This window comes from Aeropyrum camini SY1 = JCM 12091 (assembly GCF_000591035.1).
GTDB lineage: Archaea > Thermoproteota > Thermoprotei_A > Sulfolobales > Acidilobaceae > Aeropyrum > Aeropyrum camini.
Map to the genome: position 1 here is coordinate 1 of NC_022521.1, position 21,130 is coordinate 21,130.

The 21,130-nt window shown below is 50.9% G+C and carries 21 protein-coding genes; 9 read left to right on the forward strand and 12 right to left on the reverse strand.

The genetic code is table 11. The features are described from left to right. Positions 1 to 21: 21 nt before the first annotated feature. Entirely contained in the window at positions 22 to 1,542 is a 1,521-nt protein-coding gene (locus tag ACAM_RS00005; RefSeq protein WP_148706296.1) for a hypothetical protein, read from the forward strand. Positions 1,543 to 1,745: 203 nt separating this feature from the next. Here ACAM_RS00005 and ACAM_RS00010 read toward each other — a convergent pair whose 3' ends face one another. Further along, the gene (locus tag ACAM_RS00010) at positions 1,746 to 2,288 is read right to left on the reverse strand and encodes a hypothetical protein (protein ID WP_148706297.1); all 543 of its coding nucleotides are present in this window, start codon (positions 2,286 to 2,288) and stop codon (positions 1,746 to 1,748) included. Positions 2,289 to 2,489: 201 nt separating this feature from the next. Then, on the reverse strand, positions 2,490 to 2,720 hold the full coding sequence (locus ACAM_RS00015; RefSeq protein ID WP_082398139.1) for a heavy-metal-associated domain-containing protein: 231 nt from the start codon (positions 2,718 to 2,720) through the stop codon (positions 2,490 to 2,492). Between the two features lie 86 nt (positions 2,721 to 2,806). Between ACAM_RS00015 and ACAM_RS00020 the strand changes: the two genes are divergently transcribed. Next, positions 2,807 to 3,580, forward strand: a complete 774-nt coding sequence (locus ACAM_RS00020; RefSeq protein WP_148706298.1) for a hypothetical protein — start codon at positions 2,807 to 2,809, stop codon at positions 3,578 to 3,580. A gap of 356 nt (positions 3,581 to 3,936) precedes the next feature. Here the strand turns inward: ACAM_RS00020 and ACAM_RS00025 are convergent, their stop codons facing one another. Continuing rightward, the gene (locus tag ACAM_RS00025; RefSeq protein WP_022540755.1) at positions 3,937 to 5,553 is read right to left on the reverse strand and encodes an amino acid permease; all 1,617 of its coding nucleotides are present in this window, start codon (positions 5,551 to 5,553) and stop codon (positions 3,937 to 3,939) included. 220 nt (positions 5,554 to 5,773) lie between these two features. Here ACAM_RS00025 and fba point away from each other — a divergent pair, with 220 nt between their 5' ends. The 3 genes from fba to ilvD all read left to right on the forward strand — a co-directional run bounded on the left by fba (position 5,774) and on the right by ilvD (position 9,358). Beyond that, positions 5,774 to 6,604 carry a class I fructose-bisphosphate aldolase gene (gene fba, locus ACAM_RS00030; RefSeq protein ID WP_022540756.1) on the forward strand — a complete coding sequence of 277 codons (831 nt, stop codon included), beginning with the start codon at positions 5,774 to 5,776 and terminating at the stop codon, positions 6,602 to 6,604. Positions 6,605 to 6,610: 6 nt separating this feature from the next. Continuing rightward, positions 6,611 to 7,543, forward strand: a complete 933-nt coding sequence (locus ACAM_RS00035; RefSeq protein ID WP_022540757.1) for a carbohydrate kinase family protein — start codon at positions 6,611 to 6,613, stop codon at positions 7,541 to 7,543. A gap of 153 nt (positions 7,544 to 7,696) precedes the next feature. Continuing rightward, the gene (ilvD, locus tag ACAM_RS00040) at positions 7,697 to 9,358 is read left to right on the forward strand and encodes a dihydroxy-acid dehydratase (protein ID WP_022540758.1); all 1,662 of its coding nucleotides are present in this window, start codon (positions 7,697 to 7,699) and stop codon (positions 9,356 to 9,358) included. Positions 9,359 to 9,375: 17 nt separating this feature from the next. Here the strand turns inward: ilvD and ACAM_RS00045 are convergent, their stop codons facing one another. From ACAM_RS00045 to ACAM_RS00065, 5 genes are all read right to left on the reverse strand, one after another. Continuing rightward, complete coding sequence (locus ACAM_RS00045; protein WP_022540759.1) at positions 9,376 to 9,939, reverse strand: hypothetical protein; 564 nt, start codon at positions 9,937 to 9,939, stop codon at positions 9,376 to 9,378. A gap of 127 nt (positions 9,940 to 10,066) precedes the next feature. Beyond that, entirely contained in the window at positions 10,067 to 11,587 is a 1,521-nt protein-coding gene (locus ACAM_RS00050; RefSeq protein ID WP_022540760.1) for a xylulokinase, read from the reverse strand. Between the two features lie 16 nt (positions 11,588 to 11,603). Beyond that, positions 11,604 to 13,025 (reverse strand): pyridoxal phosphate-dependent decarboxylase family protein, encoded by a 1,422-nt coding sequence (locus ACAM_RS00055; protein WP_022540761.1) that lies wholly within the window; start codon positions 13,023 to 13,025, stop codon positions 11,604 to 11,606. 44 nt (positions 13,026 to 13,069) lie between these two features. Beyond that, positions 13,070 to 13,600: a magnesium-dependent phosphatase-1 gene (locus ACAM_RS00060; RefSeq protein ID WP_022540762.1), complete on the reverse strand. Its 531-nt coding sequence runs from the start codon at positions 13,598 to 13,600 to the stop codon at positions 13,070 to 13,072. A 17-nt stretch (positions 13,601 to 13,617) separates the two neighbouring features. Continuing rightward, positions 13,618 to 14,220 (reverse strand): hypothetical protein, encoded by a 603-nt coding sequence (locus tag ACAM_RS00065; protein ID WP_022540763.1) that lies wholly within the window; start codon positions 14,218 to 14,220, stop codon positions 13,618 to 13,620. Positions 14,221 to 14,352: 132 nt separating this feature from the next. Here ACAM_RS00065 and ACAM_RS00070 point away from each other — a divergent pair, with 132 nt between their 5' ends. From ACAM_RS00070 to ACAM_RS00085, 4 genes are all read left to right on the forward strand, one after another. Then, positions 14,353 to 15,231, forward strand: a complete 879-nt coding sequence (locus ACAM_RS00070; RefSeq protein WP_022540764.1) for a CPBP family intramembrane glutamic endopeptidase — start codon at positions 14,353 to 14,355, stop codon at positions 15,229 to 15,231. A gap of 140 nt (positions 15,232 to 15,371) precedes the next feature. After that, positions 15,372 to 15,938, forward strand: a complete 567-nt coding sequence (locus tag ACAM_RS00075) for a TlpA family protein disulfide reductase (protein WP_022540765.1) — start codon at positions 15,372 to 15,374, stop codon at positions 15,936 to 15,938. A gap of 24 nt (positions 15,939 to 15,962) precedes the next feature. Next, positions 15,963 to 16,667: a cytochrome c biogenesis CcdA family protein gene (locus tag ACAM_RS00080; protein ID WP_022540766.1), complete on the forward strand. Its 705-nt coding sequence runs from the start codon at positions 15,963 to 15,965 to the stop codon at positions 16,665 to 16,667. Beyond that, positions 16,664 to 16,984, forward strand: coding sequence for a thioredoxin family protein (locus ACAM_RS00085; protein ID WP_158318566.1), 321 nt, complete (start codon positions 16,664 to 16,666; stop codon positions 16,982 to 16,984). Before ACAM_RS00080 ends, ACAM_RS00085 begins: the two co-directional genes overlap by 4 nt. A gap of 113 nt (positions 16,985 to 17,097) precedes the next feature. Here ACAM_RS00085 and ACAM_RS00090 read toward each other — a convergent pair whose 3' ends face one another. From ACAM_RS00090 to coxB, 4 genes are read right to left on the reverse strand one after another with little or no spacing between them, the layout of a single operon-like run. Further along, positions 17,098 to 17,670: a multicopper oxidase domain-containing protein gene (locus tag ACAM_RS00090; RefSeq protein ID WP_022540768.1), complete on the reverse strand. Its 573-nt coding sequence runs from the start codon at positions 17,668 to 17,670 to the stop codon at positions 17,098 to 17,100. Between the two features lie 12 nt (positions 17,671 to 17,682). Then, positions 17,683 to 17,982 carry a hypothetical protein gene (locus ACAM_RS00095; protein ID WP_022540769.1) on the reverse strand — a complete coding sequence of 100 codons (300 nt, stop codon included), beginning with the start codon at positions 17,980 to 17,982 and terminating at the stop codon, positions 17,683 to 17,685. A gap of 10 nt (positions 17,983 to 17,992) precedes the next feature. Further along, positions 17,993 to 20,368, reverse strand: a complete 2,376-nt coding sequence (locus ACAM_RS00100) for a cbb3-type cytochrome c oxidase subunit I (protein ID WP_022540770.1) — start codon at positions 20,366 to 20,368, stop codon at positions 17,993 to 17,995. A gap of 1 nt (position 20,369) precedes the next feature. Next, on the reverse strand, positions 20,370 to 21,110 hold the full coding sequence (gene coxB / locus ACAM_RS00105) for a cytochrome c oxidase subunit II (RefSeq protein WP_022540771.1): 741 nt from the start codon (positions 21,108 to 21,110) through the stop codon (positions 20,370 to 20,372). Between the last annotated feature and the right edge of the window lie 20 nt (positions 21,111 to 21,130).

Consider the following 21,130-nt stretch of genomic DNA (forward strand, 5'->3'; position numbering starts at 1 on the left):
ATGTTCCAGGGGCATATAGGATTGGGCCTCCTGCGGATACTCGGTGTCCTGCTGCTGGTTCTGTTAATAGTTGTTTCAGGGGTTATACTCGCCAGCGTTACCGGCCTTTTCGGCACCAGAGAGGAGTCTCGGGGTGTAGAGGAGGCCCAAACACCTTTCGGGGAGGATGTGGCTGGTGGTTCTACCGGTGGTACTGCGGCTATAGAAACCCATGTTAGTTCGCTCTCTCTGGCATCCCGGCCCCTCAGCTTTGCTTTTGACGGCGGCAAGTTCATATACATAGCAGCTAGTGACGGGGTTGGTAGAGGTGAGGATGCGGTTCAAAGGGTCTCACTGCATATTGTAGATCTCGGCAGCATGGAGGAGGAGTTTAGCGTCGTCCTAGAGGAGTATAGCTTGAGCCCCCCCGAGGCTAGGCCGTGTGTTGTGGAGGGTGGAGGGGGCTCTGGTCTACCCGAGTATAGGGTCCTGGGGTTTGACGGTAGGTTTGCATATTATGCTAGGAAGTGCCCCGACGTGCCTTACCTGTACGTGGTTGATGTTGTGGAGTCTAGGGTGGTCGCCACAGGCATAGACACCTCCTGGCTCGCCGCTGTTGAGGATGGGGTTGCCTACATGTATCGGGACAACGCAGTAACGGCGGTGGACGTTTTGGAGGGCCGCGTCCTCTGGAGCTATAGTATCACCCCGAGCTACGTGTTCCCCCAACCACCTGGGCCTGGGAGGGTGTTCAGCGGGGTGTTGAAGGGGGCCTGGGTTGACGGAGGGAAGCTCATTCTACTCCTCCAGGACTCGGACCAGGCTACGGGCGAGCTGGTGTGGGTCTATGGCCTCATAGTAGCCTCGGAGGAGGGGGTTGGCGAGTCCTACCTCGAGGCCTTTAGGGTGAAGACAGACTTAACTCGCTACGATATCAGAGTAGGGTTTGACGGTGAAAGGGTTTATGTGTTCACAGGCCTCCTCTGGGGCTATCAGGGCGAGTACCATGGAGTGGTTGCCCTCGACTATCTAGGGCTGGACGGGAGAAAGGGGAGGCTTCTCTCGCGGGAGGTGGCTGTTCCGCCTAACGAGAACTACTTCCCTCTCTACCTGTTCGTGGGTGATGGAGGAATAGGCGTCGGCTACGTTGTGGAGAGGAGGATAGTGGAGGTCACAATGGGAGGTGCGGCTACCAGGCTAGAGTCGCCTATACTCGTATTCGAGGCTCTCACACCAGAAGGGGAGATATTGTGGTCTAGGGAGATCGCCACGGCGGTTGAGGGAGGAAAGCTCCTGGGGTTCAAGAGCGGTAGCCTCTACTTCACCGATGGAAGATACATCTACAAAACAAGCCCTAGTGGGACTGCTGAGATGCTAGCGGATCTCGGGCCCCAGGGCCTCCCTGCTGAGGCGGTGCTAGGAGCCATAATCGCGGCCCCAATCCTCTTCCCCTTCCTACCCTTCATAACTCCCGATACCACGACAGTTATGGTTATGGTTGACACAACACTGTACATCTACAACGGGCCCGAGGCCCAACTAATCTCAGTGGCTCTAGGCTAGGATTGAGTGGCCTATAGTGTCCAGCGCTCTACAACTTGCCTTCCTTTAGGGGTCTCCAGTTCACCCCCGGGGTGGGGGCTGTTAAAAATGAGGTTAAGAGGTGTCTCGCCTCTCTCGGGGTAGCTGGCCCATGTCTGGCCTTGGTGTAGGCGGGTTTTCAGCGCCTCCGCTAGGATGTTTCAACGCTTGCTGAGGGCTTCCTGCTACGTGGTGAGGTTTGTTAGGGTTTCCTCGTCGACGAAGTATATGTGAATGTCGAAGTGGGGCTGGTCAAAGCCTTCATGCCCGTGGGGTAGGTACTCGATGTTCATATGGTTCACTGCCGGCGTTATGCCTAGATCGGGTATGGTCACGGGGAGCCCCTCAAGCTCTAGTATGCTCTCTGGCCCGTTTGGAGTCATAACAGTCGCCTCTTCAAGCATGTCCAGGGTGAACATGTACTCCATCCCTATCAGCGATCCGTCATTACCTAACAAGAGTATAGGGCCTAATGGCATGTTGCCATAGTTTACCACGTGCTGTCCCATCATAGGAATCACAGGACCCTCCCTAACCCAGTCTTTAGGCAGGCTCACGCTTCTCGGGTATGAGAACTGGCTTAGCGACGACTCGAGCTGCTCAACCCGCTCATTTGCCTTCGAAAGCCTCTCCTCAGCTTGGACTAGCTCGCCCCCTATGGTTGAGGATGCATAGAGATATCCAGATACGCCCCCAGCAAACAGCGCGACGGCAGCTATGGCCGCCAAAACCACTGGGGATAAATTAAAACTATTCAAATACATAACCTCTTATCAGGATCATTAACAAAGTGGTATCGAAGACCCTTAACAACAAGTACATACTTGTGTCTGCTATGGGTCAGTAAGGAAATGTTAGTACTCTCACCTAGCTATGTTATAATTTCTTAGATGGTTCTCTTCGTGTAAATAAGGATGCGATGATGTAGTCTACTCTATTTTCAAAAGCTTAGCCTTATAGCTAGAATTCCCACTGAAAATGCTATTATTTAATATATCTTCAATTTTTGCATTGTTCTCATCATAAACTACGGCTGCGATTCCCGTTGGATAGGTGATATCTACTTCTATGACGCCGTCTACCTCTTTGAGAAATCTCTCGATGGTGTACGCACATCCCTCACAGTACATGCCCTCAATTTTTAGGATAGCGCGTTTCACCATATTTAATAACCCATATTTGGTGGGAATGTTCTGTCTTAAAAAAATTTTAGTTGCAAACACGTTAATATTATTGGGAAACAAAGGTGAACGCCAGGCAAGCTATTCTATCGCTGGTTATTATAGTATCAATAACTATCTTTGTAGGTAGAGTCTTCTGGGCCTCATACAGCTCACCAGCAAGCTTAGCAGAACTCACCGCCTTTACAGCCGTATTCTCTGGGATAGCCGCCTTTTATAACCCATGTGCCTTACCCTTTCTCCCCCTAGTTATTGCTAGGGCGGCGAGAGAAGACTCCTTAGTGGGGGCATTAAAGGGTCCTATGGGTTTGATATTGTTCAATGCATTGGTTCTCCTTCCAGCACTTGCATTTAGCAGCGTTCTCCAACAAGTACTTGACCCTTGGTCTTATCCTATGAGGCTCTTCAAAATTTTACTAGGAGTCTTAGTCATGGTTGTAGCAGTTGATTCATTAAGGGGAAGAATGATCGCATCTAAAATTTCTAGAATCCTTTCAAGGCGAGTGGCTAAAATAAGCGGAGTAAAGCCATCATTATTTGCCTACGGATTCCTTTACAATATAGTGGGAGGAGGCTGCGCTATACCAATTATAATAGGGTTACTCGCATCATCACTGCCATTAGGCCCTATAAATACTGCTTTCATAATTACGATTTTCACAATCACTATGGCCGTGTTACTAGCAGTCCATGTATTAGTGCCTAACAGAATAACGGTATCCGTGGGCACGAGGTACTGGCCTAAAATCGTAATGGCGACATATACACTCCAGGCCCTAGCAGGTCTAGCTATACTCCTTTCGGGAGTTTATCCTGCACTATTCATGACCTTTATCTAAAGCCTAGAGTTAATACACCCAACTATAGCATACGAATTATAAAACTATAAAATGGAAGTTCAGTAATACAGAATCTCCATTGGGAACTTGCCAGAGACAAGATCCTATTATTATATTGTTGAGATTAGAGTCTGTACAGTCTGAGATTTATTAGACGGTTACTGCTATAGTGCATGATTTATTTCGCAAAATAAAATGGTATGTGAGTGACTTTAAAGATCACAAATCACGCTGTAAAGAACTCAAGGCCTGCTCTAATAAATAAGTATTACAAATGTAGAAGATGAGGTTTCCATCGAAATGTGGTAATGTTTTAGTTGAACTCCTAAATGCTTGATCTGATTGTTTTTGATCGATCAGCTCTTCTCCATCTCAATTTTTATCTTGTGTTTGAAGTTCTCTAGCCTGTCACGAGTCACTGCGTGTATGTGTAGGGGGTGGGAGGGAGGTAGGTTTAGTTCCTGCACCAGCTTCTCCTCTAACTGCTTAACCTCCTGAGGTGAGAGGGGCTCGGGTGTTGATACGACTAAATCGATGTCCCCAGACCTCTCGTACTCCCCCCTCGCTAGGCTACCTGTCACGTAAACCTCTGCATCAGCTATCTCACGTTTGATGACCTCTGCTGCCCTAGCCACAAGGCTCCTCCACTCACCGATCAGGACCTCCCTGGCCTTTAGAGAGGGGTCTATTATCCGCGGCAGCCTCCTGTCTCTGAGCCCTCTGTATAGGGCTTCCACAGCCATACTTCCGACCAGGAGAACCGCTAGCACGGCGAGCTCCCTAGAGTTTATTGAGGCCATCTGGTAGACCAGGACGGCGAGTGCTGTGAGGCTTAGAGTGAAGCCAGCCAGCGTTATCAAGGGGTTTGCGCCCGTCTGCCTGCGAAGCCTGTATGCGGCCAGATTTACCGCTGTAAATATGATTAGGAACCCGCCGCTCCCGGCAGTGCTAATCTGCTCCAGGCTCGCATAAAGGGCAAGTATGAGGCTTAGAGCGCCTATGACGAGCAGGCCCTCGTAAGCCCCCCTCCAGATACGCTTTCCCAAGAGTTGTGGTGCCTCTCCATACTTTGCTATAATGTAGCTGACACGGGCTGAGCCGTACAAGGTTGCGTTTATCGCACTGCTGGTCGAGGCCAGGGCTGCGGCTACTACGAGGGCGAAGCCTATCTTCCCCAGCACTGGCTCCACTAGCACGGCTAGAGCGTAGTCCCTAGCCTTTTGAACGGTCTCCGGGCTTAGAGTGCCTGCGGATACAAGAGCTATCAAAACGTAAATGGTGATTACTGTGATGACGCTGGCGTATAGTCCTTTCCTTAGTGTAGTGGTGTCTCTTACGTCCTTTGCCGTGTTGGCCACCAGCTCGAAGCCTTCATAAGCCAGAAATATTATCATCCCACCCGCTATAACCCTTACGATTGAGGGCCACTCTCTCGTGTCCAGCCTATTCCAGTCTACAAGCGGGATACTAACTACCGCCACCAGCAGGAGGACTAGGAGTTTGAAGACGACGAGCCCAAGCTCGACTCTCCCGCTCAATATAGCCCCTAGCATGTTAACAAGTGTGAGCCCAGAGATGACAAGGAGTACCAGGGCTATGTAGGCTCCTCTCTGGCAGCAGGGAATCATGCTAGCGCCGTAGCTGCCGAAGGCGTGGGCGTATAGAGATATCATGACAATGTAGGATGCAAGTAGCATGAGGTTTAACCCGCCGGTGAAAACACTGTCACCATAGGCTCTAACAACAAACTCTATTGTGCCTCCCTCGCTAGGATACCTGGAACTCAGCTTAGCGTACGAGTAAGACGTTATAATAGCTATGGAGCCTGCGAATAAGAACGCCAGCGGGGCGGCGGCGCCAGCCAGCTCAAGGCTTAAGCCTAGAGTAGCGAATATGCCACCCCCAATCATACCTCCAACTCCAATGCTAAACACCTCCCAGAAACCGAGCTTCTCCCCCCCTTTTCCTGCCAACCGCTGGTCACCCGTTTCTCGGCGAACCCTTCAAGAGCACAGTTTATACCCCTCTGACTAGAGCCGGGTCATTATACATCGTTGAGGAGAATGTTTATTTTGAGTGTGAGAGGCAATTTGACGCTGGGTCTAGAGGCCAGCGAACCCTTGCCTTTAGAAACTAATATTTGACATTATGTCTTGATAATATATCTTGATGTCAGCCGAGGGGTTTACGAGATTGATCTCCTCTCAGTATGCTGGCAAGCGTGTGAGACTCTCCAGAATACTTCCAGACGGTAAATCTGTCATCTTCGCCTTCGACCATGGAGTTGAACACGGGCCTGGCGAGATCTCGGAGGGGAGGCTGGATCCTAGGGTTTTGATTAGAGAGGTTGTCGAAGCGGGTGTCGACGCTATAATGACCACCCCTGGTATAGCCCGTATGACCTGGGATATCTGGGCTAACAGAGTTGCAATGATTATTAAGGTGAGCGGGAAGACTAGCCTGAGGCCCGCTGAAGACCAACTCCTCCAGAGCATCATATCGAGCGTGGTTGAGGCCGTCGCGCTGGGCGGAGACGGGGTTGCGGCGACTGTCTACTGGGGGAGCCAGTATGAGGATAAGATGCTGGAGAGATGGACGCAGATACGCCTGAAAGCAGAAGAGCTCGGTGTCCCTGCCCTCCAGCTAGCATACCCCAGAGGACCTCACATCAAGAACAGGTACGCAGTCGATATAGTAGCTTATGGAGCCCGGGCGGCAATGGAGACCGGAGCCGACCTTATAAAGACCTACTACACCGGCTCGACGGAAACCTTCAGGCAGGTGGTCAAAGCGGCTGGCGGGGTTCCCGTCCTTATGAGCGGCGGGGCCCGAACAGCTTCTCCCCAGGAATTCCTGCGTAAGGTTCACTCCGTGATGGAGGCTGGGGGTAGTGGGGTAGTTGTTGGGAGGAATGTTTTCCAGGCTGGTGATATCAGAGGGATGGTTAGGGCAATTAGGGCGGTAGTGCATGAGGGGGCCGATCCTGAGGAAGCAGCGAAGCTTTTAGACGGGAGCGGGGCTTAGATAATAATGCCGGAGGACCAGCTGCAGGCCGTCTCCGTAGGCCACGTCCTAGTCGATCTTAGGGTGCAGGTAGACAGGCTCCCAGGCGTGGATGAGGAGGCGGTGATAAGGGATGAAACGAGGGGTGTGGGGGGTTCTGCGGCTAACGTGGCCGTAGTTTTGAGGAGGCTGGGGATCCAATCAGGCGTCATCGGCAAGATAGGCCTGGACGACTTCGGGAGGATAGCGGTGGACAATCTTATGAGGGAGGGGGTGGTGATCTCCGGCCTTAGAGTATCTCTCCAAGATAGGACGGGGTTTTCTATAGTTGTGCGCGATAGGGAAGGGTCGATAACTATCTACAGCTATAAAGGGGCTGCCGAGACCCTCGAGCCGGCGGAGCTTGACGAAAATATAATAGGTAAATCTAGGCATGTGCACGTTGCCAGCCTGAGGCCGGACACAACTCTCAGAACACTCGAGATCGCCAAGAAGCACTCCACAACCGTCTCGTGGGATCCGGGAAGGGTCCTATCTAGAATGGGGGCCGAGAGGCTCGCCACCATAATATCTAGCGTTGACATAGTCTTTGTTAATAGGGAGGAGGCGAGGAATCTCACGGGGTCTCACGACTACAGGCAGGCTGCGAGGCAGCTCATAAAACTCGGCCCAAAAATCGTGGTCGTGAAGCTTGGAGCCAGCGGATCATACATCTTGTCTCAGGATGGCGAGGCGTATATACCAGCGTTAAAGCCCGAGAAGGTGGTGGACACCACAGGGGCTGGCGACTCTTACGCCGCTGGGTTTATAGCAGGCCTCCTTAGGGGCTACACTATAGAGAAGGCCTCCCTATACGCCACTATCGTAGCTTCGATCAAAGTATCTAGGCTCGGGTCAAACGCTGCGCCCACGCATGAGGAGGTGGTTGAAAGGGCGAGGGAAATCGGTCTTGAGTTGTAGGCCGACTACTGTGGATAGAAATTGTTTAGAATGCAGTTTCGCGTTGTTGTTAGCTAGCGGAGAGCAAGCCTGCACCTATCCTCGGCTATACTAGAACTTTTTAATATCAGGCATTCTCCAATAGAGAATTATAGTGTCCTTATGGTGGGTGTTATGAGGAGGCCCAGGAGTAGGCTCTGGTATGAAGGTTTGGAGAACACACCACACAGGGTCTACCTGAGGGCTATAGGTTTTACGGGCGACGACTTCCAGAAGCCCCTTATTGCCGTGGTGGCAGCGTGGAGCGAGGCCGGGCCGTGCAACTTTAACGTGTTGCCGGGCAGCCTTCGAGTGAAGGAGGGTGTTAGATCCGCTGGCGGAGTCCCACTCACTGTCCCCACTATCGTTGTGAACGACGGAATTAACATGGGAACCCCGGGGATGCGCTACAGCCTCATAAGTAGGGAGCTCATTGCAGACACTATAGAAGCCCAGGTTGCTAGCCACGGCTTCGACGGCTGGGTCGGCATCGGGGGCTGTGACAAGACCCAGCCGGGCATAATGATGGCTATGGCTAGGCTAGACCTGGCCAGCGTCTACATTTACGGTGGCACAGCGGAGCACGGGGAGGTTGATGGAGAGGCTGTCACTGTTCAGACCGCCTTCGAGGCAGTCGGCGCCTACCTCAGGGGGCTTATAAGCGAGAGGGAGCTAGCCCGGATTGAGAATGCTGCTATGCCCACTCCCGGCACGTGCCAGGGCCTCTTCACCGCCAATACTATGGCCATATTAGCCGAGGCCCTAGGCCTCTCACCCCTCGGCTCCGCCAGCCCACCGGCGACAAGCTCTGAGAGGGCTAGGGAGCTGGCTAGGGCTGGCGCTCTTGTGGTGGGGCTTGTTGACTCCGGCCTCACCCCAAGAAAGATACTATCCTACGAGGCGTTCCATAACGCTATAGTGACGTTGATGGCCATATCCGGCTCCACAAACGCCGTTCTCCACCTCCTGGCTCTGGCCAGAGAGGCTGGCGTCAAGCTGACTCTCGACGATTTCGACGAGGCCAGCAGGAAGGTGCCCGTGATAGCGGCTTTAGCCCCAGCCGGAAAGTACACTATGGTGGATCTGCACAATGTGGGAGGCGCCCCCATTATCCTTAGGAAGCTTCTAGACCGGGGTTTGCTGTACGGTGAGGCTCTAACGGTTGAGGGAGTGGAGATAGGGAAACTGCTTAGCAGGTGGGAGCCTAGGACTGACTATAAGATACTCTATGATTTCTATAAACCCTACAAGCCCTACGCTGGCATCAGGATACTCCGCGGCTCCCTGGCGCCGCGGGGTGCGGTGATGAAGATAGGGGCGAGCGGCATCTTGACGTTCAGGGGGTCCGCAAAAGTGTTCAACAGCGAGGAGGAAGCTTTCAAGGCGATAGAGAAGGGCAGCGTCGAGGAGGGGGATGTTGTTGTAGTCCGCTACGTAGGACCAAAAGGCGCGCCCGGCATGCCTGAGATGCTCAAAATAACCGCGGCCATAGTGGGGGCAGGGCTGGGAGAGAAGGTCGCTCTCATAACAGACGGGAGGTTCAGCGGCGCTACAAGGGGGATTATGGTGGGCCATGTAGCGCCGGAGGCTGCCGTTGGAGGACCTATAGCTCTAGTCGAAGACGGTGACGAAATAGTCATAGACGGTGAAAAGGGGAGGCTCGACGCGCTACTAGACGAGGATGAGCTGGCCGGGAGAAGGGATAAATGGTCGCCTCCACCCCTCCCCCCGAAGGGTCTCCTTCGAAAGTATGCAAAGCTTGTAACACAAGCTGACGAGGGAGCTGTTACCCAGTGACACCTCGCTATCAGAGGCTAGTCGACGGCCACTACATGCATACCAGCGAGCAGTAGCAGTGCAATAGCTAGGAGTCTTTGCGCGTGTATAAGCCTAGCAATCCTTCCCCCCCTTCTGCCTCTCCCAAGATACAGTGTAGCCCCGCTTAACAGCAGGAGAGCTATCAGTACTCCTAGGGCGTATTCTAAGGGAGTGGCTCTACCTATGTTAGCAATGCCATGAAGCAGTGCCATAAACCCCAGGACTAAGGCTGAAATAATGTGAATGATTAGTATGGTATTGTAGCTGACAGGCCACTTCACACCTCTCCTAGCGCTCCAGATGTAGGCTTCCCTGGCAATGACAAAAGCAAGAATAGCTGGAACACCTAGGTTCCAAGCTATTTCGCCTAACTCCTCTCCGGAGTCTTCACCAGGGAGGAATAATACGCCCCCCTCCCCATTGTCCTCCTCATCACCATTTAGGTACAGAATGTTTGTCCTCTGTGCTGCCAAACCTGTGAAGAGGACAATTGATAGTAGCAAGGCTGAGATGACAACTACTTTAAGAATCTTAAGGCTTGGAAGGATTTTCTGCGGCATGCAGAGGCCACCAGCATATAATTGTATATATTACGGATATACAGCTATAAACATAACGGGGAGAAGAGCTTAATTATTGTTTAAGCAGATGCACAAGGGTGTTGGGAATAGCTCGAGCCTCCGAACCTTAGGAGAGCCGCCTAAACACGCTTTTCAACCGGCTGTATATCTCCCGGTATACTTGCAGGAGATCTCTATATACCCTGGAAGCATTGGAATCTGCTTCAGCTCTCCACGACACTGGTATTTTCCCCGCCTCCGACTCTATGCTGCTCCCCTTTAGGGATGCGGCAGCCAGGGCTCCTGCGCCTCTAACCCCCGCCATCTCTGGCTGGCTGATGATCTCGATGGTGGTGTTGAGTGCGCTGGCTATAATCTTGGCCAGCGTTCTGAGCCTAAAACCTCCCCCAACGCCTCTCACCAGCTTCGGCTTGCCGGCGAGGCGCACCATATGCTCCATCGCCCAGGCGATGTTCAAAGCTACCCCCTCTACTGCCGCACTTACTAGGTGTTTCTTGGTGTGTCTAAGTGTGAGGCCGATGATCACCCCCTTGGCGTGGGGATCATCCACCGGTGTCCTCTCGCCGTATAGCCATGGAGTGGCGATTAACCCTTCAGAGCCTGGTGGTATCGAGTGGGCGTCCTCCACTGCGCTGTAGTCCATGCCAGTTGCATCCAGTATCCAGTCTATCATCCCGCCAGCTATCTCCTGCTCGCCTATCACGAGATACTCTCCTGGCTTGGCTGAGAGGAGGCTCCCTATATAGTGTCGAACGTCTAGAAGCCTCCTGGTACTGTGCACCCCTATCCAGCTGCTGGTCCCCACGTATATGTGATACTCCCCGGCGGCAAGAGCCCCGGATCCAACTGCTGCTGAGGCGATGTCGCCTGCCCCCACAATTACAGGTATACCCTCTGGAAGGCCAAGGTCTCTTGCCGCACCTGATTCCAGCTTACCAGCAGCGTCGGTCGGACTAGCTATCCTTGGAAGTTTTTCCAGGGGTATGCCGTAGCGCCTCGCCAGCCTGGGGCTCCAGACCGCCCTGCCCCCCCGGGTGTCGGCTAGCCATGTGAGATGGGCGTCGTCCGGGCTCACAATGCGTGCTCCGACTGCTTTTGCGAGGACCCAAGTCTTGAGCGTCCCTATAGTGTGGGCTTTGGCGAACAAGTCGGGCCTATTCTCCCGGAGCCACACCATCTTGGAAAGAGGGTCTTTACCCGTCTTGCTGGGTGCTCCTCCGGTGAGCCTTAGCAGGTCCACTAAGTGGAGGATATTATATCCCGAAACCTTCAATACCCCGCTGAATAGCTCCCTGGGGAGGCCGTGGGCCCTCTCGTCCAGCCAGGTTATTATCGGTGTTAACTCGTAGTTGTCCCGGTCTAGAAGCACTACACCAGCTAGGTACGTAGAGAATATAACACCGGATACACGGCTCGCCTCAAACCCTTCTAAAGCCGCCGATGCGGCCTGTACAATAGCCTTCCAAAGCTCCTCGGGATCCTGCTCCGACCATCCCTTCCTCGGGTAGCTAATAGGGGTGGAAACACTCCCCCCACCAGCTATCTCGAGTGTGTTGCAGTCGACCAAACCCGCCTTAATTCTCGTCGTACCTATGTCTATTGATAGTATGCTTTCGCAACCCCCCACCGCCTACCCCCCGCCTTCACCAGTCTGGCCAGGTTGGCTTGAAGATCTCCAGCATCGCCTCCCTAATAAGCTCCACGACAACATCGGGCTCCAGCAGGTAAATCATCTCGTTCACCGCCCTAACAACCTTGTCGTCGAACCCCACACTCTCTATCCTCCTCAAGAGGTCCTCCACAGCCTTGAAACCCTCCTCCATGAGGGCGGATTCAAACCTAGACTCAGGCTTTGGCGCCCCGCGGAGGGATTCCTCCACAGCAGCGAGGAAACCGTCCACGACTCTGGCGTGAATCGGGCTGATAGTCAGGTGTATGCTAGCGGGGAAGCCTAGGTGCTTGTTCCCAGGCTGAAGCTGCACAACCCATCCAGCCCTTCCCAGTCTTGAAGCTACTTCCACAACGTCGATGTCGCTACTCGCGAATGAGAGTATACCTGCTTTAGGCCTGCCCAGCACCTCCAGACCGAGAGATTCCAGCCCCTTCTGGATGCGCCTCCGTGCCTCAAACACCATCCTAGCCAGCTCTCGGTACCCCTTAACCCCTAACGTTCTTGCTACGGCCCATGATGCAGCCAGGGTGCCAGCACTCCTAGTCGACAGTATTGCCTGGTTTACCAGGGGATAGCCGGGCCATGAGGAGTCCACGAATATCGTGGGCTTCTTATCCTCGGCCCTTCTAAACAGAAGTATGGAGGACCCCTTCGGGGCGTATCCGTACTTGTGCATATCAACGATGAAACTCCTAACCCCTTCAACCCTGAAGTCAAACATCTCCACACTCTCACCCGCCTCCCGGGCGAATGCTAGCACCATGCCCCCGATACAGGCGTCCACGTGGAGCCAGACGCCCTTCGCTACTGCAATATCGCCGAGGTCCTCAACGGGGTCGAGGGAGCCATAGGGATAGTCCACTGCTGAGGCTACCAACATGACCGTGTCTGCGCCAACCCTCTCCTCGATGATGCCTGGATCGGCCTGCATAGTCTCTCTATTCACAGGAACCCTCTCCAACCCTAGCCCCAGTAGGTACGCGGCCTTGGCGAAAGCGGGATGGGCCGTAGCAGGCATTACAACCTTCCCTACACCAGACCCCCCGGCCCTCTTCCACCTCTCTCTAGCGGCTAGGACGGCTAGTATGATGCTCTCTGTACCGCCGTAGGTGAATGTTCCTGTATACCCCTCAGGGGCGTGGAAGAGGCGTCCGGCGAATCCTAGGAGCTGTTTCTCCAGCTCTATGATGCTGGGGTAGACGGTGAAGTCTAGCATCGTCTTATCCCTGTAAAGCTCCATAGCCTTTGAAGCGGTCTCACGCACCTCATCAATCCCTGGATCGTAGACGTGGGTGAAGACCCGGCCGGTCCAAGGGTCTATGTCCCTGCTTGCTAGATGGGCGAGCTCCCGGAGGGCTTGGGCCAGCCTAGATTTGATCTCCCCGGCTTCCATGTCTCATGCCCACTAAAGTGGGTTTCCACGCCGGCTTATACCCTCTACCCCTCTCCGCCCGTCTTTAGGAGGGATTGTACGAGGCGGGAGCACTCTCTTAGCCCCCTACAGCCCACATGGCTTTTGATATAGTTCACTTCCCCAACGCTCTCACGTATATCGTCGAGATGTATCTCCCTATCGTCGAAATAAACTATTCTGTCGGGCGTCAAGTAAAGCCTGCGCTCCACCCGCAGTAGCCTGAGAAGCTTAGCCAACATCCTACCCTTCCACGGGTGAGGCTCTATAACGTGATAGTGGAATATATGAGCCACGCCGAAAGCTCTCAAAGCCTCCAGAGCCTTGAAGGGGACGTTCCAGCTGAGAGACGAGACCACACCACCAGTCCTCCTCGCCCACAAACCCAGGGCTATCATGTAGCTATATAGCCTGACCTCTACGCCGCTAGAGTCTACAATAATATCGTGGCAAACGCGGGAGAAGGGTGGATTGAGCGAGCTCACGTCTAGGTGATCCCAGAGAGTGCCGTCTAGATCGAGGAGAAGAAGCCACCTATTTCTCCACTTATTTTCCATTGGTAACACCAGTGGAGTCAAGAGCAGTAATCGGCTTCTATTTCAGATAATGTTCGGTAAGCCTTTTCCACCCCGTCAACTCCTATTACGAATACGCTTCCATCCGGCCTTTTAATATAGAGTGCACGACTAGACTTCTGAACAACTAGGACGTAGGCTTTGGTTCCATCGCGTGTTTCATACACGCCAATATAGACATCTCCAAGCGGATCGCTTATTCCAAGATCCCTCTTGGATAGCTCTCCAAGCACTTCATCCTTATCTCGCACCTCTATAATGGAGCCGCAGAGGGGTGAGGTCTCCCGCCAGCCAGCCATATACAGAAAAACCAGCCTAGGTTGTTTAGACTGGTCTATCACCTCCACATATAATCCATAATCGTACCAGGGCCTCACGCTATAGAGTAAAACCGCTATCAGCAAAAGAATGGCGGCAACTGCTATGACCCCCCGGGCTTTTGCAAGCCTTGAAATCCACAAGCCCCCTTTCCTGCGCGAGAAAAATAATCCGGCAACACTCAATAAGAGCACCACCGCCACTACTCCAAGGAATATCGGGCTTGTGAGCAGTTGAAGAAGTATAATCGAGCCGCTAATCGTTAGAACGGGAGTGGCCCCCAAACCCTCTGCACCCACAAGCTATGGAGTTGAAACACCATTACAGAGGCTTACGGTACAGTTGAGGAGTTGTAGATTCTAACCCTAAATAGGTTTTATAAACTGGCATCTATACATCTAACCAGGGCTGCCATCTTGATTAGAGGCCTCGCCACGTTCATGGCGGTGGCGTATCTGGGGGCTTATGTTCTAGACTATATCGCCATAATCCCTCTACTCTCAGCGGACAATCCTTACTACACGTCTCTAGCCCTACCGCTTCTCCTGGTAGTCAGGATGCTCTTACCGGGAGCTGGCGTCGCCGGAGCTCTTGTGGTAGAGGGGTCTAACCCGATAGAAGCATTCAGGTCTCTATCAATGGGAAGACCTTCGAAATGGCTTCCCTTTTCAGCAGGGCTTCCTCTTCTGGGATACCTGATAGCCGTGCCTTTTACAGTGTTGATGGGGGGTAGCCTGTCACCGTGCGGTCCCCTAGGAGCTTTCTTTGCATCATCTGGACCGATAATCTTCATGTTTGCAGTCATCGGGCTCTTCATACTAGCATTGATAGCCGGGTCTACTCTAAATGCTGTCGTAGCCCTTGGCGAGGAAATAGGCTGGAGATGGTATCTACTTAGTCGCTTCGAGAAACTTTTCGGATGGCGAGCCTCGGCATTGATCATAGGCGTTATTTGGGGCTTATGGCACGCTCCATTGATACTACATGGATACAACTATAGCTCACTACCCGGTGATTGCGGGGAGGCTGTACGGGGAATCTGGGCCCTCACCGCCTTCATAATTTACACCACGGCAACTAGTCTATTACTCACAGCGTTGGTGAAGCACTCCGGCACGGTGGCAGCGGCTGCCGTGGCCCATGGTGTGATAAACGCTGTGGGAGGGCTGTCGGCCCTTCTAGTGGAAGGCTCTAGGTTCATAGCGCCACCAGCCGGATTGTCTGCATCATTCGCCCTAGTCGTCACCTACCTAATTATAGAGATGTATAGTGTTAGGGAAGGAAGAGTGGATTAGCTTCCAGTGGGTTATACTATCCGCTTGCATACTGTGGATCCATGTCATGTATATCTACGAAAAAATTTGTTTAAATAGATACATAGACCACATTATACCCAACTGGATGAGTTTGAGTTATTACAGTGGGGTGCGAGGCAATGAACATTAAGGCATTAACATTATTCGGGCTAGCCGCTATTATAGCAGCGGGTGTAGGGTTAGTACTGTTTCAGCTCGGAAACGGAATGGCAGACACTAGGGAGGGAATAAATGCTACGCAACAATATTCAGAGGTATATACTACACAGAAATTCTCAGACTTCACTATCGAGACAATAGATGGGCAAACTATTGCCCTTAAGGACCTCCAGGGTAAATATGTGATAATCTGGCTAATGCTCCCTGTAGGTTGCCCGACATGCGTTTACCAAGCTGGCGAGATAAAAGATTTTATAGAGGAGTACGGCGGCGATGAGGTAGTGGTCATAGCAGTATCCGTGCTCAAATATCAGGGTGTTGAGGATAATATACGTGAGTTTCTCGAAAAGAATGGAATGCCAGGATGGATCGCAGCTATAGACAATCAAGGGCTAGGTGTTAAATTCGAGATCCCAGAAATGGGTGTTGTGGTTCTAGGGCCGGACGGCAGCGTAATATACAAGGGCGTGCCATCAGCTAGCAGCGAAGAGCTAGCCAGGGCCCTTGATATGAAGCCTCTAACATAGGGTAGCACGAGGGTGCCTCCAGCATTGCAAGACGTATTAACTGTTTTATTAAGCCTGTCGTTCACTGCGGGACTCTTATCTTTCGTTAACCCGTGCGGTTTCGCCCTACTACCAGCCTACGCCGCCTTTTACCTTGGCTCAAGGCCTGGAAGCTTAGATGGTGGTATCAATATCGGACTGCTCATAAGAGGAACCTGGATTGGTGCTATGGCAACTCTGGGCTTTATCCTTGTTTTCATAAGCGCAGGGCTTATAATATCAAGCACGGGGGTCTGGATACTTAGGGCCGCCCCCTGGATCTCAGGCCTGATAGGTGCCGTGGTGCTGCTCCTCGGAATTCTGTTGGCTGCAGGGAAAAACCCTCTACCATCTCTAACTATAGACGTTTACAGGTTATCCGTAAAGTCCAGAAGGTATATTCCGATATTTGGAGCAGTCTACGCTGTAGCTTCTCTCAGCTGCACCCTACCGGTTTTCATATATATCTCCCTCCAGGCCATATCCCTTGGCGGGATAATCAGCGCCCTCACGGTATTTGCATCATACTCCCTCGGAATGGGAGCAGCGATGACTGCGTTCATACTGGCACTCATTATAATGGGTCACACAACCCAAAGATACGTCTGGAGAATACTTCCCTACTCTATGAGACTCGCTGGTCTTGTGATGATAGCAGCAGGCTCCTACATAATCTACTGGCAGGTGATCGTGGGATGGATGGGCGGATGACAAAGATAGTTACTGCAAAAGATGTTAAGGATGTACTGAGGGAATTAGACTCTTCAAAGAAAGTTGTAATCGACTTCTGGAGCCCCTACTGCAAACCATGTGAAATCATAGACAAGATACTTCTCCAGCTAATAGAAAGCGGGGAATGCAAGGATATGACAATCATAAAAGTAAATGCAGTGGAGACGCCAGAAGCAATTCTCACGTTTAGCGTGTTAGGATTACCTACACTCATCTTATATGAAGATGGGAAAGAAAAGGCTAGGTTTTATGGTGCCAAGGATGTAGAAGAGATAAAGGAAATGCTAAAGTGTTGATTGTGTATTTAGTTATATATTTTTAAACAAGGAGAGAAGATTCGCTAGAATAGATCTTGAGTAGAAAAATTATTAAATTGAAGAGGGAAAACAATTTTTATTGAAAACTTCTATTAGGGCTCTACAGTAAAAACTCCCCACATACCCTTTGGTCCATGATTTGATACTGGGCACTGATAATAGAACGTCCCAGCTTGTGAAGCAACGAAAATAACAGAACCCTCACTACCTGGTGGAATAGGGTTGTTTGGACTTCCTATAGCAGAGTTGAAAAGTATCTTTGGATTCGTCTTCGCCACTTCTTGTACAACAGCAAAAGCGTGTCTAACATTTCCTAGATTTATTAACCTTATTTCTACAACTTGCCCTTGTTTTACCCTTATCTCTGGGCCTGGGGATGTTATTTCGTCCGGTGAAAATCCGAAACCGAATTTTCCTCCTGGAAGTTCAGCTGCATACAGAGTGATGACTACTTCTGGCGGGCCAAGAGGGGTTGCCCCCCCTCCTCCAACAGCCTGGCCTAATTCTTCCTCCTGAACTTGGGGTAGCTGAACATTTGCCACTATAGCAGCTACTACCAGAATCCATAGTAAGAATGCTCCTAAAACTGTCGCTGCTAGATAGTACCTATCTATTAATGCCCACAACCTCTCTTTTAGAGGTAGATCGTCTCTTTCACCTGCCATATACACCACCTCTTACGGCCCTAATGCTCTTCCGAAAATCATGTTGGCAAACATCATGAGAACTACAATAACAGTTATTAGCGCGAAGCCTTTCACAGCCCAGTTTTCCCAAGCTAGATCCATAAAGAAGAAAGTTGCGAATAAAGTTATGGCAAGGATGGATATGGCGAAGACTGGGCCTATAGGTAGTGCTCCTGTCAAGACTCCAATTGACAGTATTATTACTAAACCTGAGGTTATGAAAGCTGCTGCTATAGCCCAATATATTTTAGTCCGTTCCAGCTTAGGAACATCCTCTTTTCTTGCCTCCAATCCTCCCACCTCAGAACAAGTAAGACAAGCCATATATTGCTATTGTCACTATTGCTAAGAAGCCGAAGTATAATGCCATTGTGTCAATGGTTTCTTTAGTATGCCCGGTGAATCCTCGGATCCAGACTTTCATTAGTAGATAGAAGAGAACCAATACGCCCGCCAGGAGGTGCAGTGAATGTGATAATAGTACGGTGAATGTCGTGGCCACTAGGGGATTCTCCAGGCCCTGGCCTAGACGCACTGTGGTTAGCCAGTCAAAGCCTGTTAGGGCAAGGAATCCGAGGGATAGTAGGATTCCAAGGGATAGACCTGCCAGGCTTAGACTCCTGTCACCAATCTTGGCGGCCCTCGCTGCTATGTATATAAATAGCCAGGACCATATCATTGTCAACACACCAAGTAGCCCTAGATATATATTATGCAGGAAGAGCCCGCCAGGCAGTGAGGGGTTTTCCAGTCTCATCAAAACATATGAGCCTAGGAGCCCTGCAAAGAAGACTGCATCGCCGAACAGGAAGAAGTACATTCCCAACTTGACTCTGTGGATCTTGGTGAAAGGCCACCTCTCCTTCGTCTCAGGTGGTTCTTCAAATTGGAACCTCTCGCTAAAGTCATCCCTAAACCATCCATAGACTGAATATACTGATATTATAGCCCCAGCTATCATAATCGGTAGTGAAAAAGGTACTTGGGCTATCCACATTCCAAGGCCAAGTAAGAATAGGAAGGGCCCAAAACTTATTAGGAGTGGCCATGGGCTCAAATGGTTGCCATGGTGGCCGTTGCCTGAAGGTATCGCACCGTCTGTAGATACTACCATAAGTCTACCGTTCTGGACAACAGGTATGCCATCAAAGTTAAACTCTGATGGCGGCGAGTCTATGAGCCATTCATAGCTCCAAGCTCTCCATGGATTCTTCTCGGCGGGCTTCCCGTACTTTGCGGAGTAAATCAGGTTCGCGAACATTATCAAATGACTTAACCCGAATATGAAACCGCCGACAGTTGCAATAAAATTCAGTGGTCCCCAATCAGTCCAAGCTGGGTATGTGAAGATACGTCTTGGCATTTCTATTAAGAGGAACATTGGGAAATAGAGAATATTGAACCCAATGAAAGATACGATGAAATGTATCTTGCCGAGACGCTCGTTATACATTCTTCCCGTCATTTTTGGGAACCAATAGTACAGGCCTCCGAACAAAGCGAATAGCGCTGCTCCTACCATGACATAGTGGAAGTGAGCGACGATCCAGTATGTTCCTCTGTTTCCTACGTCTAGAAGTGGGTTAGAGTTGAATACGCCGCTGAATCCTCCAATGATGAATACAGCTATTGAACCCAGAGCGAACAACATTGGAGTTGATAGCTTTATAGCTCCACCTAGTAGTGACAGAATGGCTAAGATCGTTATTATTCCGAATGGAACTGATATGAGTTCGGTGTTGAACATGTGCAATTTTAGATACATAAGGTCGATGCCCGTCATGAACATGTGGTGTGCGTAGACGCCAAAACTCAGAATGGCAGCAGCTATTAGTGCTCCTATTATAACCTTCCTTCCTAATAGAGGTCGTCTACTGAAAACTATTATCATGTCTAGAGCTAGTGCGAGGCCTGGGAATAGTACTATATAGACTTCCGGATGTCCGAAAAACCAAAACAGGTGGTTCCATAATAGTGAACCCCCCTCTGGCCAGCTAAATATTGCTGCCTGGAATAGCCTGTCAACTCCTAGAAGAACTAGTGCAGCCTGCAGAGACGGGAAGGCCCATAACATCATTAGCACTGTTAGAAATATGCCCCATGTGAATATCGGAAGCCCCATTAACTTGTAATTCTTCGCTCTATTTTGAAATATTGTAACAAGGAAGTTAACAGTCCCTACAGTAACAGATGCCACCATGAAGAGTAGCCCGAATGCAGTCAGGTTTGCACCATAATTGGGGGTGAATTCGTCCGTGTTTAAGGGGGCATATGCAGTCCACCCGAAGTCCGCGGCTCCTCCTGGCAAGAAAAGACCAGCAAGCATTAGGAGCCCTCCGAAGAGGAGTAGCCAATAGCTTAGGGCGTTCAGCCTGGGGAAGGCCATGTCTTTTGCTCCCAACTGTATAGGGACAAAGTAGTTAGCAAACGCAAATCCCAGGGGGCTGATGAACCAGAATACCATAAGGAGGCCATGATTCGTGACAGCTTGATTAAATTTTGCGGCATCAAGAAAAGTGTTTTCTGGAACACTAAGCTGAATCCTGAAGAGTAGTGCAAGTGTACCAGCCACTATGAAGAAATACAACGATGTAACTAGGTAAAGTATGCCAACGTCCTTATGGTTAGTTGTGAAGAGCCACCTCTTTATAGAGTATAATCTACCTTCACCACCCAAACTACCTCACCTCCAAAGACTCTATAATAACTTCACCTAGGGAGTCGTACCAAAACTCAAACAGCTCGGGAGGCAGAACAACTGCTTTCGTTATCATCTCTGCATGGCCGACTCCACACAGCTCGTAACACTGTACTCTATATGTACCTGGTTTTTCAGGTAGGGTCCAAAATACGTTTACCTGTCCAGGTATCGCATCGATCTTAACCCGTAGATCTGGAATTGTGAATGTGTGGAAGACATCTTCGCTTACAACTCTAAACAAGACCAGTCTGTTCTGCGGTAAGTATAGCTTGTCCGTTTCTATACCGTTGGGATATCTGAAGGTCCATCCCCATTGGAAGCCGACGACTTCTACAACAAGAATGTCATCGCGGCCGTCAAAAATTGATATGTCTTCAGCTTTCTTCACTTCATCAACTATCTCAAGCTCTTGTAGAGGCTCGGAAAGCTTGTTAACAGATATATAGCTCTCCACGAATACAGTTAGAAAAGATCCCAGTATTAGGAGCACTATCGCACCAACTATTATCGTTCTTCCTCTCTCACCTGGGATAACGCCCGGCTGGATCTCGTCTACTCCACCTCCTCTGCGTCGAGCATAATATAGTGGTATAAAGATAAGGCCAGCGTAAACTAATGCTCCTATTATGATGGCAACTAGGAGATAGAAACCGAAAAGATTCCACCATAGTTCTGCAGTTTTAGAGAGTTCCGCTGGGTTAAAAGGGTAGTGGAACATTCCGTTTTACACCCCCCCTT

What these genes read in the sequence shown, in the direction of transcription:
- ACAM_RS00060 (WP_022540762.1), bottom strand. Translation starts at nt 13,600, where the DNA reads ATGGAAAATAAGTGGAGAAATAGGTGGCTTCTTCTCCTCGATCTAGAC.
- ACAM_RS00035 (WP_022540757.1), top strand. Translation starts at nt 6,611, where the DNA reads ATGCCGGAGGACCAGCTGCAGGCCGTCTCCGTAGGCCACGTCCTAGTC.
- ilvD (WP_022540758.1), top strand. Translation starts at nt 7,697, where the DNA reads ATGAGGAGGCCCAGGAGTAGGCTCTGGTATGAAGGTTTGGAGAACACA.
- coxB (WP_022540771.1), bottom strand. Translation starts at nt 21,110, where the DNA reads ATGTTCCACTACCCTTTTAACCCAGCGGAACTCTCTAAAACTGCAGAA.
- ACAM_RS00045 (WP_022540759.1), bottom strand. Translation starts at nt 9,939, where the DNA reads ATGCCGCAGAAAATCCTTCCAAGCCTTAAGATTCTTAAAGTAGTTGTC.
- ACAM_RS00090 (WP_022540768.1), bottom strand. Translation starts at nt 17,670, where the DNA reads ATGGCAGGTGAAAGAGACGATCTACCTCTAAAAGAGAGGTTGTGGGCA.
- ACAM_RS00085 (WP_158318566.1), top strand. Translation starts at nt 16,664, where the DNA reads ATGACAAAGATAGTTACTGCAAAAGATGTTAAGGATGTACTGAGGGAA.
- ACAM_RS00075 (WP_022540765.1), top strand. Translation starts at nt 15,372, where the DNA reads ATGAACATTAAGGCATTAACATTATTCGGGCTAGCCGCTATTATAGCA.
- ACAM_RS00055 (WP_022540761.1), bottom strand. Translation starts at nt 13,025, where the DNA reads ATGGAAGCCGGGGAGATCAAATCTAGGCTGGCCCAAGCCCTCCGGGAG.